The organism is Noviherbaspirillum aridicola (assembly GCF_019656455.1).
GTDB classification, from domain to species: domain Bacteria; phylum Pseudomonadota; class Gammaproteobacteria; order Burkholderiales; family Burkholderiaceae_D; genus Noviherbaspirillum; species Noviherbaspirillum aridicola.
Genome location: NZ_BPMK01000003.1, coordinates 24,579 through 36,639 on the forward strand (window position 1 = coordinate 24,579; position 12,061 = coordinate 36,639).

General features: G+C 67.9%; 12 protein-coding genes. 5 read left to right on the forward strand and 7 right to left on the reverse strand.

Annotated features, from left to right (window positions below; genetic code table 11):
• Nucleotides 1–4 precede the first annotated feature (4 nt).
• Together NCCP691_RS03670 and NCCP691_RS03675 are read left to right on the forward strand one after the other, a co-directional pair.
• Nucleotides 5–724 (forward strand): aspartate/glutamate racemase family protein, encoded by a 720-nt coding sequence (locus NCCP691_RS03670; protein WP_220806901.1) that lies wholly within the window; start codon nucleotides 5–7, stop codon nucleotides 722–724.
• Nucleotides 721–1,734 carry an asparaginase gene (locus NCCP691_RS03675; RefSeq protein WP_220806902.1) on the forward strand — a complete coding sequence of 338 codons (1,014 nt, stop codon included), beginning with the start codon at nucleotides 721–723 and terminating at the stop codon, nucleotides 1,732–1,734. Before NCCP691_RS03670 ends, NCCP691_RS03675 begins: the two co-directional genes overlap by 4 nt.
• 21 nt (nucleotides 1,735–1,755) lie before the next feature.
• Here the strand turns inward: NCCP691_RS03675 and metE are convergent, their stop codons facing one another.
• Nucleotides 1,756–4,026: a 5-methyltetrahydropteroyltriglutamate--homocysteine S-methyltransferase gene (gene metE / locus NCCP691_RS03680; RefSeq protein ID WP_220807178.1), complete on the reverse strand. Its 2,271-nt coding sequence runs from the start codon at nucleotides 4,024–4,026 to the stop codon at nucleotides 1,756–1,758.
• Nucleotides 4,027–4,121: 95 nt separating this feature from the next.
• Between metE and NCCP691_RS03685 the strand changes: the two genes are divergently transcribed.
• Nucleotides 4,122–5,075: a LysR family transcriptional regulator gene (locus NCCP691_RS03685; RefSeq protein ID WP_220806903.1), complete on the forward strand. Its 954-nt coding sequence runs from the start codon at nucleotides 4,122–4,124 to the stop codon at nucleotides 5,073–5,075.
• Between the two features lie 113 nt (nucleotides 5,076–5,188).
• The gene (locus NCCP691_RS03690; RefSeq protein WP_220806904.1) at nucleotides 5,189–7,123 is read left to right on the forward strand and encodes a sigma-54-dependent Fis family transcriptional regulator; all 1,935 of its coding nucleotides are present in this window, start codon (nucleotides 5,189–5,191) and stop codon (nucleotides 7,121–7,123) included.
• Here the strand turns inward: NCCP691_RS03690 and NCCP691_RS03695 are convergent.
• Together NCCP691_RS03695 and adh are read right to left on the reverse strand one after the other, a co-directional pair.
• Nucleotides 7,092–7,454, reverse strand: a complete 363-nt coding sequence (locus tag NCCP691_RS03695) for a DUF779 domain-containing protein (protein ID WP_220806905.1) — start codon at nucleotides 7,452–7,454, stop codon at nucleotides 7,092–7,094. The genes NCCP691_RS03690 and NCCP691_RS03695 overlap by 32 nt on opposite strands.
• A 46-nt stretch (nucleotides 7,455–7,500) precedes the next feature.
• Entirely contained in the window at nucleotides 7,501–9,021 is a 1,521-nt protein-coding gene (adh, locus tag NCCP691_RS03700) for an aldehyde dehydrogenase (protein WP_220806906.1), read from the reverse strand.
• A gap of 244 nt (nucleotides 9,022–9,265) precedes the next feature.
• Here adh and NCCP691_RS03705 point away from each other — a divergent pair, with 244 nt between their 5' ends.
• Nucleotides 9,266–10,429, forward strand: coding sequence for a benzoate/H(+) symporter BenE family transporter (locus NCCP691_RS03705; protein ID WP_220806907.1), 1,164 nt, complete (start codon nucleotides 9,266–9,268; stop codon nucleotides 10,427–10,429).
• Here the strand turns inward: NCCP691_RS03705 and arsN2 are convergent.
• From arsN2 to NCCP691_RS03725, 4 genes are read right to left on the reverse strand one after another with little or no spacing between them, the layout of a single operon-like run.
• A complete protein-coding gene (arsN2, locus tag NCCP691_RS03710; RefSeq protein ID WP_220806908.1) occupies nucleotides 10,403–10,861 on the reverse strand; it encodes an arsenic resistance N-acetyltransferase ArsN2 in 459 nt (152 codons plus the stop codon). The two genes, NCCP691_RS03705 and arsN2, sit on opposite strands and share 27 nt — an antisense overlap.
• Nucleotides 10,861–11,226 (reverse strand): 5-carboxymethyl-2-hydroxymuconate Delta-isomerase, encoded by a 366-nt coding sequence (locus NCCP691_RS03715; protein WP_220806909.1) that lies wholly within the window; start codon nucleotides 11,224–11,226, stop codon nucleotides 10,861–10,863. The genes arsN2 and NCCP691_RS03715 overlap by 1 nt, the downstream gene beginning before the upstream one ends.
• A complete protein-coding gene (locus tag NCCP691_RS03720; protein ID WP_220806910.1) occupies nucleotides 11,226–11,537 on the reverse strand; it encodes a cupin domain-containing protein in 312 nt (103 codons plus the stop codon). Before NCCP691_RS03720 ends, NCCP691_RS03715 begins: the two co-directional genes overlap by 1 nt.
• Before the next feature lie 42 nt (nucleotides 11,538–11,579).
• Nucleotides 11,580–11,933 carry a DUF2917 domain-containing protein gene (locus NCCP691_RS03725; RefSeq protein WP_220806911.1) on the reverse strand — a complete coding sequence of 118 codons (354 nt, stop codon included), beginning with the start codon at nucleotides 11,931–11,933 and terminating at the stop codon, nucleotides 11,580–11,582.
• Nucleotides 11,934–12,061: the final 128 nt, after the last annotated feature.

The following is a 12,061-nucleotide window of genomic DNA, read 5'->3' on the forward strand; positions in this document are numbered from 1 at the left end:
ATTCATGCAGACTCCGCGTATCGGCATCATCACCGGATCCGGCCCGGAAGCGGGCATCGATCTCTGGACCAAGCTGCTGCGTGCCAACCGGCGGCTGTATGGCGCCGCCTACCGCGGCGACCTCGACGCGCCCGCGGTCTCCATCGTGTCGGAACCCGCGCTCGGACTGTCGATGGAACTCGAGCAGAACGACATCGCCGTGTGGGACTGCCTGCGCCGCTGCGCCACCGATCTCGCGCAGCGCGTCGACTACTACGCGATCGCCTGCAACACACTCAATCACTATCAGGACCGGCTGGAAGCGCTCGGACTGCCGGCGCGGCTGGTGTCGTTCGCCGATGTCGCGCTGCATGCGCTGCGCGCGCAGGGCATAGACCGTGTGGCCCTGCTCGGCGCGCGGCCGGTCACCGATCTCGGTCCCTGGTCGCATTACCGGCGGCTGGCGCAGCATGTGCAGGTGGAACTGCCGCAGCCGGCACAGGCGCGCGAGCTGCACCGGCTGATCTACGAGGTCAAGGCGGCAGGCGGCGACGCGCCCGGCGTGCGGCAGCAGTTCGCCGGCTTGATCGACCGCCTCGAATCGGATACGGTGCTGCTGGCCTGCACCGAGCTGCCGCTGATCCCGCTGCTGCCGACGCGCAAGCAGGTGATCGATGTCACCGATCTCGTCGCGCAGCGGCTGGCCGAACTCGTTCAACCCCATTACTGGAACACGCGCGCATGAGCCGCAGACATATCGCTCTCCTCTACACCGGCGGCACGGTCGGCATGACCCGCACCGCGCAGGGCTATGCGCCGATGGAGAACTTCGCGGAGGTGCTGTCGGACCTGCTCGACGGCTACGGCGACCGGCTGCCGCGCTGCACGCTGCATGCCTACGCCGACCCGATCGACAGCTCCAACGCGACGCCCGCCGACTGGCTGCGCATCGCGGCCGACATCGCCGCCCGCTACGACGACTACGATGGTTTCGTGGTGCTGCACGGGACAGACACGATGGCCTACACCTCGGCCGCGCTGTCCTTCATGCTGCGCGGCCTGCGCAAGCCCGTGATCGTCACCGGGTCGCAGATTCCGCTCGGCGTCGAGCGCTCGGACGCGGCGCGCAACCTGATCACGGCGCTGCAGCTGGCCGCATCCGACGACCTCAGCGAAGTCGCGCTCTTCTTCGACCAGCGGCTGTTGCGCGGTAACCGCGCGACCAAGGTCAGCGCGCAGCGCATGGCGGCCTTCGACAGTCTCAACTATCCGTGGCTGGCGGAAGCCGGCATCGACATCGTCTTCAACCGCGCGGCGCTGCTGCCGCGCCCGCAGCGCGAAGCATTTGCCCTGCCCGCCGCCTTCACGCACACCGTGCTGCCGCTGCGCTTCGTGCCCGGCATGCCGCTGGCGGCGCTCGACGCGCTGCTCGGGCTGCGTCCGCGGGGACTGATCCTGGAATGCTACGGCTCCGGCAACGCGCCCGACCGTGACCCGGCCCTGCTCGACATGCTCGGCCGGGCGAGCGCCGACGGCTGCGTGGTCGTCGCCTGCAGCCAGTCGCCGCATGGCCGGGTGGCGATCGGCACCTACGCCGCCGGCGCCGGCATGCGTGCAGCGGGCGTCATCGGCGCCGCCGACATGTGCTTCGAGGCGGCCTACGCCAAGCTGCATTGCCTGCTTGCCCTCGGAATGAGCGCAGAAACCGTGCGCGATCAGTTTCCGGTCAGCCTCAGCGGAGAGGTCGGCGCCTGAGCCATCCACGTGCCGTCGGTCTCAGCCGCCGCGCAGCTCGCGGGCAGCGTCCACCATGTTCTTCAATGCCGGCCTGACTTCCTCCCAGCTGCGTGTCTTCAATCCGCAGTCGGGGTTGACCCACAGCCGGGCGGGAGGAATGCGGCGCGCCGCCTCGCGCATCCGTGCCACGATCTGCCCGCGTCCGGGAACGTTGGGAGAGTGGATGTCGTAGACGCCGGGGCCGATGGCGTTCGGGTACTCGAAGCTGTCGAAGGCGTCGAGCAGTTCCATGTTCGAGCGCGACGTCTCGATGGTGATGACATCCGCATCGAGCGCCGAGATGGCATCGACGATATCGTTGAACTCCGAGTAGCACATGTGGGTATGGATCTGGGTGTCGTCCCGCACGCCGCCGGCGGCGATGCCGAACGCCTCGACCGCCCACCGCAGGTACTCGCGCCATTCGGAGCGGCGCAGCGGCAAGCCTTCGCGCAGCGCGGCTTCGTCGATCTGGATGATGCGTATGCCCGCGCGCTCCAGGTCCAGCACCTCCTGCCGCACCGCGAGCGCCAGCTGACGGCATGTCGCCGCGCGCGGCTGGTCGTCCCGTACGAACGACCAGTTGAGCAGGGTGACGGGGCCGGTGAGCATGCCTTTCATCGGTTTTTCGGTCAGCGACTGGGCGTAGACCATCCAGTCCACCGTCATGGCTTTCGGACGGCGGACGTCGCCGTACAGCAGCGGCGGTTTCACACAGCGCGAGCCGTAGGACTGCACCCAGCCGTGTTCGGTGATCGCGCAGCCTTCTAGCTGCTGGCCGAAATACTCGACCATGTCGTTGCGCTCGGCTTCGCCGTGCACCAGCACGTCCAGGCCCAGGGCCTCCTGTTCGCGCACGCATCGGGCAATCTCTTCCCGCATCAGAAGGCGGTAGGCATCGTCGCCGAGGTCGCCGCGCCGCAGGCGTCTGCGCGCCTCGCGAATGGCGGCGGTTTGCGGAAACGATCCGATCGTGGTGGTCGGATAGAGCGGCAGCTTCAGCGCCGCCGCCTGTTTCTCCCTGCGCTGCGCGTAGCGGCTGACGCGCCTGGCGTGCGACGCGTCGAGCTTCCTCAGTGCCTGCTGCACCTCGGGCTTGTGCACGCGCGCGGATGCGCGCCGTCTTGCGATGGCGGCGTTGTTCGCCACCAGCGCTTCCTGCACATGCGCCCGCCCCTTGTTCAGGGCGCCCGCCAGCACTTGCAGTTCTTCCAGTTTCTGCACGGCGAAGGCCAGCCAGTAGCGGATATCAGCATCGAGCCTGTCTTCGCCCGCGAGATCCATGGGTACGTGAAGAAGCGAGCACGAGGGCGCGAGCCAGAGCCGCTCGCCCAGCAGGTGGTGAAGGGGTTCCAGCCATTCCAGCGTTGCGTGCAGATCGGTCTTCCAGACATTGCGGCCATTGATGACGCCGAGCGACAGGATGCGGTCCGCCGGCAGCAGCCTGACGGCCGCCGCGATCTCGGCGCGCGCGCTGATCGCGTCGATATGCAGGCCGTCGACGGGCAGCGCGCAGGCCAGCGGCAGGTTCTCGCGCAATTCGCCGAAGTAGGTGGTCAGCAGCAGCCTGACGCCGCAGCCGCCGAGGGCCTCGTATGCCCTTGCACAGGCGTCGCGCCACCCCGCGTCCAGTTCGGTCACCAGCGCGGGTTCGTCGACCTGCACCCACTCCGCGCCGGCGGCGGCGAGCTGCCGCAGCAGTTCGCGATACACCGGCAGCAGGCGCGGCAGCAGGGCAAGCCTGTCGGACTGGTCCCGGGCCTTGCCCAGCCACAGGTAGGTGAGGGGGCCGATGATGACCGGCCTGCCGCGCACGCCGGACTGCCTTGCTTCTTCCAGCTGGCTCAGAAGCCGGGAGGCGTCGAGCGAGAACGCGGTGTCGGCGCTGAACTCGGGCACGATGTAGTGGTAATTCGTATCGAACCACTTCGTCATTTCGCCCGCGGCCGCGCAGGCGCAGTCTCCGTGCGCCGCGCTGCCGCGGGCCACGCGGAAATACTCGTCGAGCGCATCGCTGCCCGGCCTGCGCGCCCGCTGCGGAACATTGCCGAGCGTGAAGCTCATGTCCAGCACATGATCGTAGAACGAGAAATCGCCGACAGGCACCTGGTCGAGCAGGGCCTGGCTGGCCAGGTGCCGCCGGCGAAGCTCCGTGCCGACGGCGGTCAGCTCGGCGCGGGAAGCTTCTCCGCGCCAGTATTTTTCGAGCGCGAACTTCAGTTCGCGATGCGCGCCGATGCGCGGATAACCGAGGTTGTGCGTCGTAGCCAATGCCTGCTCCCTGTGAATGGACGGGAGCATGGTAGGGCTTCTCCCCCATGAGCAGAAGTGGCATTATTTCAGGAATTTATTAATTCTGTTCATATATGACGATAGAGAGGAGCCACCTGGCGATCATCCGTGAAGTCGACCGCAAGGGTTCGCTCACGGCGGCGGCGGATACCCTGTGCCTGACGCAGTCGGCACTCAGCCACGCGATCAAGAAGATGGAGCAGGCGCTCGGCATCACGGTGTGGCGGCGCGAGGGCCGGCAGCTGCGGCTGACGCAGGCCGGGCGCCACCTGCTGGCCCTGGGCGAGCGGGTGCTGCCGCAGCTGGAGCATGCCGAGAACCTCATGCGCGAGTATGCGCAGGGGCAGCGGGGCATCCTGCGCATCGGCATGGAGTGCCACCCCTGCTATCAATGGCTGCTCAAGGTGGTGTCGCCCTACCTGGCGGCGTGGCCGGACGTCGATGTGGATGTGAAGCAGAAGTTCCAGTTCGGCGGTCTCGGGGCGCTGCTCGGCTACGAGATCGACCTGCTGGTCACGCCCGATCCATTGCCCCGGCGCGGCCTGCGCTTCGAACCGGTATTCGACTACGAACAGGTGCTGGTGGTCGGCAGCGGCCATCGTCTCGCCGCGCAAGGCCGGGTCTCGCCGGAGCAGTTGTGCGAAGAAACGCTCATCACCTATCCGGTGCCGGTCGAACGCCTGGACATCTACACCCATTTCCTGCTGCCGGCGGGATGCCAGCCGCGCAGGCACAAGGTGATTGAAACCACCGACATCATGCTGCAGATGGTGGCCAGCGGCCGCGGCGTCGCCGCGCTTCCCGCCTGGCTCGTCGCGGAGTATGCGCGGAAGGTCGACGTGCGCGCGCTGCGGCTGGGGCGCTCGGGCATCGCCAAGCAGATATTCCTCGGCATGCGCGAGTCCGACGGCGACATCGATTACCTGTCGGCCTTCGTCGAGCGTGCCCGCGGCACCGCGGCGGATGCCGGCCGGCCTGCTTCCCGGCGCCGCTCGCGCCAGGGAGCGTGCGGAAAAGCAAGCACCTGAGGCAGCGGAAAACTGTGTCAAATTGGCGCAGTTTCCGCCGCCGCGGCGGTGCTACACTGCGCTGACGATGCAGCCGGGACCATGATTCCCGGCGCCGCCGGTGGAGACAAGACATGACCCAGACCGCAGACCCGCGAGCGGGAAAGCCGGGCACGGACGCATCCCGCGTGCCGGCCCCGCAGGAGTGCGCCGTTCCCGAACCGGCCGCCATCGGCCGCATCATCGAACAGTCCTGGCAACGCTCCGCCGCCTACGGTCTCGATGCCCACAGCCTGCCCGACTTCAGCCCGCTCGGCCGCGCCGAACTGGCGCTGCTGGTCGAGCGCAACCGCCTCCTGTACCGGCACGCGCTGCCGGTGATGGAAACCCTGCACGAACAGATCGCCGGCACCCACAGCATGGTGGTGCTGACCGATGCCGGCGGCACCATCGTGCATTCCGTCGGCGATGACGATTTCCTGCGCAAGGCCGACCGCGTCGCGCTGCGGCCGGGCGCCGGCTGGTCCGAGCAGTGCAAGGGCACCAATGCGATCGGCACCGCGATCGCCGAACGGGTGCCGTCGCTGGTGCACGCCGGCCAGCACTATCTGCGCGCCAATCATTTCCTGACCTGTTCCGCCGCGCCCATCTTCGACCACGAGGGCAAGGTGGTCGGCGTGCTCGACGTCAGCGGCGAACAGCACAGCTACCATCGCCACACGATGGCGCTGGTGCGCATGTCGGCGCAGATGATCGAAAACCAGCTGTTCTCGGCGGTGTTCCAGGACGCGATCACGCTGCACTTCCACAGCCGGCCGGAATTCATCGGCACCCTGATGGAGGGTATCGCCTCGTTCACGCCCGGCGGGCGCTTCCTCTCCGCCAACCGCAACGGCCTGTTCCAGCTCGGCCTGCCGCTGGCCGCGCTGCGCGCGCACAGCCTGCCGTCGCTGTTCGGCCTTCCGGTGTCGGCGCTGATGGACCACTACCGCTCGGCGGCGCCCGGGCTGCTCGACCTGTGCCTGCACAGCGGCGTGCGGGTCTATGCGCGGGCCGAGCTGCGGCTGGCGAACCGGCTGTCGCCGGCCGAGCTGCCCGCCGCCGCCGCGGCGCCGCGCATGGCCAGCCTGCGCGCGCTCGACACCGGCGATGCGCAGGTCGCCGGCCTGCTGGCGAAGGTGGAAAAAGTCATCGGCCGCGACATCCCGGTGATGATCACCGGCGAGACCGGGACCGGCAAGGAATTGCTCGCGCGCGCCATCCACCAGGATTCGCCGCGCGCGGGCGGACCCTTCGTCGCCGTCAACTGCGCGGCGATTCCGGAAAGCCTGATCGAGTCGGAACTGTTCGGCTACGAGGACGGCGCCTTCACCGGCGCCAGAAAGAAGGGCAGCGCCGGCAAGATCGTGCAGGCCCACGGCGGCACCCTGTTCCTCGACGAGATCGGCGACATGCCGCTGGCGATGCAGGCGCGGCTGCTGCGCGTGCTGCAGGAAAGAACGGTGACGCCGCTCGGCGGCCGCGCGGCGATTCCGGTCGATGTCGCGCTGGTGTGCGCCACCCACCGCAACCTGCGCGACATGATTGCCGCGCGCGCCTTCCGCGAAGACCTGTACTACCGGCTCAACGGCCTGGTGGTGAAGCTGCCGGCGCTGCGCGACCGCAGGGATCTCGCGCAGGTGATCGACAGGCTGCTGATGCTGGAATCGGCGGGCAGTAGGCCGGCCCGGGTAAGCGAGGAAGCGATGGCGCTGTTCCGCCGCCATGCCTGGCCGGGCAATATCCGCCAGCTCGCCAGCCTGTTGCGTACCGCATTGCTGATGGCCGGCGAGGGCGGCGAGATCCGGCCCGAACACCTGCCTGAGGATTTTCTGGAAGACGTGACCGCCGATACGGCGCAGACCGGGCACGCGCAGCCGGCGGGGCTGCAGCAGATCGCGCTGTCGGCGATGGAGCAGGCACTGCGCGAACATGGCGGCAACGTCAGCGCCGCCGCCAGGGCGCTCGGCATTTCGCGCAACACCATGTATCGCCGCCTCAGGCCAGCGCAGCGCACTCCTCGTCAGTGAAGAGCCGGGAGCGCGTGAGGAAGCGCTTGCCGGTGCCGTTGTCGAGCGAGAACATGCCGCCGTTGCCCGGCACGACATCGATGATGAGCTGCGTGTGCCGCCAGTATTCAAACTGCCCGTGGCTCATGTAGAACGGCACGCCGCCGATCTCGCCGAGCAGCACATCCGCCTCCGACAGCGGAAAATCCCCGTTTGCGAAGCACAGCGGCGCGCTGCCGTCGCAGCAGCCGCCGGACTGGAAGAACATCAGCTCGCCGTGCGACGCGCGCAGCCGTTCGATCAGCTGCAGTGCGTCGCCGGTCGCGACGACCCGTGGCGGTTTCTGCGTCATCTGCCTCTCCCAGAAATGCGGGCGGCCCGCGCCGCCCGCGCCGCGCTCAGAAGAAGCCCAGTGCGTTGGGGCTGTAGCTGACCAGCAGGTTCTTGGTCTGCTGGTAGTGGTCGAGCATCATCTTGTGGGTCTCGCGGCCGATACCCGACTGCTTGTAGCCGCCGAAGGCCGCATGCGCCGGATAGAGGTGGTAGCAGTTGGTCCACACGCGGCCGGCCTGGATGTTGCGGCCCATGCGGAAGGCGCGGCTGCCGTCGCGCGTCCACACGCCGGCGCCGAGGCCGTACAGCGTGTCGTTGGCGATCTCCAGCGCTTCATCCTCGTCCTTGAAGGTGGTGACCGAGACCACCGGGCCGAAGATCTCTTCCTGGAAGATGCGCATCTTGTTGTGGCCGCGGAAGACGGTGGGCTTCACGTAGTAGCCGTCGGCGAGATCGCCGCCGAGCAGATTGCGCTCGCCGCCGGTGAGCACCTGCGCGCCTTCCTGGCGGCCGATGTCCATGTAGGACAGGATCTTTTCCAGCTGCTCCTGCGACGCCTGCGCGCCGAGCATCGTGCCGCGGTCGAGCGGATTGCCCTGGCGGATCGCCTCGACCCGCTTGATCGCGCGCTCCATGAAGCGGTCGTAGATCGACTCCTGGATCAGCGCGCGCGACGGGCAGGTGCAGACCTCGCCCTGGTTCAGCGCGAACATCGCGAAACCTTCCAGCGCCTTGTCGAAGAAGGCATCGTCCTGCTCCATCACGTCGGCGAAGAAGATGTTGGGCGACTTGCCGCCGAGTTCCAGCGTGACGGGGATGATGTTCTGCGCCGCGTACTGCATGATCAGGCGGCCGGTGCCGGTCTCGCCGGTGAAGGCGATCTTGGCGATGCGCTTGCTGGTGGCGAGCGGCTTGCCGGCTTCCAGGCCGAAGCCGTTGACGACGTTGACCACGCCCGGCGGCAGCAGGTCCCCGATCAGTTCCACCAGCACCATGATGGACGACGGCGTCTGTTCGGCCGGCTTGAGCACCACGCAGTTGCCGGCGGCGAGCGCGGGCGCCAGCTTCCATACCGCCATCAGCAGCGGGAAATTCCAGGGAATGATCTGGCCGACCACGCCGAGCGGCTCATGGAAATGATAGGCGTAGGTGTCGGCGTCGATCGGCGCGATGCTGCCTTCCTGCGCGCGGATGCAGCCGGCGAAATAGCGGAAATGATCGATCGCCAGCGGCACGTCGGCGGCCAGGGTTTCGCGGATCGGCTTGCCGTTGTCGAGGGTCTCGGCGGTGGCCAGCAGCTCGAGATTGGCTTCCATGCGGTCGGCGATGCGGTTGAGGATGTTGGCGCGCTCCGCCGGCGAGGTCTTGCCCCAGGCGGCGCGGGCGGCGTGCGCGGCGTCCAGCGCGAGCTCCACATCCTCGGCGGTCGAGCGCGCCACTTCGCAGAAGGCCTGGCCGACCACCGGGCTGATGTTTTCGAAGTACTCTCCCTTGGCCGGCGGGGTCATGCGGCCGCCGATATAGTTGTCGTAGCGCTGCCTGAACGGGTTCTTGATGCCGAGCTTGCTGATGTCCGCGAGATTCATGTCTTCCTCCTGTGATTGATATGGATGGGTGCAGCGCGGAGGTCATCGCAAGCCGCATGCCATCCACGGGCGCGCGGGGTTTTCAGAGGGAGAGGCGGCGCATCGGGCCGCGAAGACGGTGCCGGCACTGTGCCATTTCGTGACAGTGTCGCGGGACACTGTGACAGACGGGCGCACCGATGCGCCGAACAAAATCCGGACCGATCCATGCCACAATGCCGCTCTCGTTTCGCCGGGATGCATCATGTCTGTCTTCAGGGATTTCTCGCTCTCCGCGCTGGCCGCCGGTTTCGTCACCGTGCTGGTCGGCTTCACCAGTTCCGCCGTCATCGTGTTCCAGGCCGCTGCGGCACTCGGCGCCGGTCCGGCGGAGATCGCCTCATGGATGGGCGCGCTCGGGCTGGGCATGGGGCTGACCTGCATCCTGCTGTCGCTGCGCTACCGGATGCCGGTGGTGACCGCCTGGTCGACGCCGGGGGCGGCGATGCTGATCACCGGCGCCGCCGGCGTCGGCCTCGGCGAGGCCACCGGCGCTTTCCTCGTGTCGGCGGCGCTGATCGCGGTCTGCGGTTTCTCGGGGTGGTTCGAGCGCGCGATTAACCGCATTCCCGTCTCCATCGCCTCCGGCATGCTGGCCGGGGTGCTGCTGCGTTTCGGCATGGATGCCTTCGTCGCGATGAAGACGCAGTTCGCGCTCGCCTTCGCGATGTTCATCGTCTATCTGCTCGGGCGGCGGCTGTTCCCGCGCTATGCGGTGATCGCCACGCTCGCGCTCGGCGTGGCGGTCGCGGCCGGGCAGGGGCTGCTGCATTTCGGCGACGTGCGGCTGGAGCTGGCGCGCCCCGTGTTCACGGCTCCGTCGTTTTCCTTCGCGGCCTTGATCGGTGTGGCGCTGCCGCTGTTCATCGTCACCATGGCGTCGCAGAACGTGCCCGGCGTCGCGGTGATCCGCGCCTCCGGCTACAGTCTGCCGATCTCGCCGGTGGTGGGCTGGACCGGCGTCGCCAACCTGATGCTCGCGCCCTTCGGCGGCTATGCGCTCAACCTCGCCGCGATCACCGCCGCCATCTGCATGGGACGCGAAGCGCATGAAGATCCCGCCCGGCGCTATACCGCCGCGATGGCGGCCGGCGGCTTCTACCTGCTGGTCGGCCTGTTCGGCGCCACCGTGGGCGCGGTGTTCGCCGCGTTTCCGAAGGAGCTGGTGCTGGCGATCGCGGGTCTCGCGCTGTTCGGCACCATCGGCAACGGACTGGCGGCGGCGATGGCCAATGAAAAGGAAAGGGAGCCGGCGCTGGTGACCTTTCTCGTCACGGCGTCGGGCGTGACGCTGTTCGGCGTCGGCTCGGCGTTCTGGGGGCTGGTGGCGGGTGCGCTGGCGCTACTGCTGCTGAATTTCCGGCGCTGACAGGCGCTTGCAGAGGAAGCTGGCGGAGGCCGGGCACAGGCCGGAAAACTGCGCGGTCGCGCGGATCGCATCCGGCGCATGCGCACGGTCCGCGGGCATGTACTGGCGGGCGCTGAAGAACCCGGCGGCGGTCGTCGTCAGCAGGAAGAGCGTGTCGGCGCCCGCGGCCGCCGCTTCATGTTCGGCATGGCGCACCAGTATCCCCGCAAGTCCCCGCCCGCGATAGTCGGGCGCGACCGCGAGCGAACGCAGCAGCGCGCAGCTTCCATGCGGCTCCAGCCCCACGCATGCGACCAGCTGCCCGTCCTCGCGGATGCCGAAAAAGCGCATCCGCGATGAAAGATCCGACAGCGGCAGACCGGCGTCGGCGAGCAGCGCGCGCAGCTCCGCATCGGGAAGGATGACCTCGACGACCGGCGCGGGCGTGGCCATCAGGTGTCCTGCCGCAACGACTTGGCGTAGCTGGCGCGGTCGATGTCGATGATCTCCGCGCACAGTTGCAGGTGCAGGCCGGGCACGCGCGGCGTGGCCGCCTGCAGGGCTTCGAGCAGGGTCTCCGACACCCGCTTCTTCGTGTCCTCGCTGCGGCCCGACAGGATGGCCAGCTTCGCATGAATGAAGCCGCGCTGGTCTTCCTCGGTGCCGACGATGAAATCCTCCACCCGGCGCGCGCGCGCCTTGATGTCGATCTCCTTGAACTCGCCGGTGGCGGCGAGCGCCCGGTTCATCGCGCGCAACGCCGGCAGCGGGTCGAAACCCGCGACATTGGCGCTGTATTCCACGGTCAGATGCGGCATCAGACGCTCCCTTCCTTCTCGACCACCAGGATGCGGGCGGCGCCGCGCGGATGGGCGACGTGTTCGCAACCGATGCCGGCGAAGAACACATCGCCCGCGCTGAGCGCCGCGATTTTTTCCACGCCCTGTTCGCGGTAGTGCATGTCGACGCTGCCGTCGAGCACCGCGAAGACTTCCTCGCCATCGTTGACATGCCACTTGTACGGCTGGTCGGTCCAGTGGAGGCGGGTGGTGACGCCGTTCATGCTGGCGATGTCGAGCGCGCCCCAGGCGCGCTCTGCGGTGAATTCACGGCTGCGGATGATTTTCAAGTGGGCTCCCTTTGTTGTCGTCATGCCTGTGCGGCGGCCGCCTCAGCAGGCGCTGTTGCAGGCGCGGTCGCGCTGCAGCGAGGTCTTGACCGTCGGCGCCACGGTCAGGCCGCGGCCGGCGCGGGTCAGCAGCCGGCCGGCCAGGCGCAGCAGGGCAAACGGCTGGCTGCGGCGGCGCTCGATGCGCGCATCCTGCTCCGCCTGCAGCACCGTCAGGCGGCCCGGGACGGCGGTGAAGCTGTCGCCGGCATGCAGGAAATAATCATGGCTGATGCCTTCCACCGTGATCCAGACCCGGCCCTGCCTGATGTGCAGGGTCTCGGCCCGCGCGGCGGTGCCGGAAAGCACTTCGCCGGTGTTCAGGGAATGTGACAGGTTTGTGAAAAGGTCTCTCATGATTTGATGCTCCTCTCGGTGGAGGGTGCGCCGCCGCGGTATGCGGGAGCAGGCTTTTCCCTTGGTGATGGGAGGATTCTAGTGCTTGTCTTCGGCATGTCTAAACGATATATTTTCGATTCCCTTGT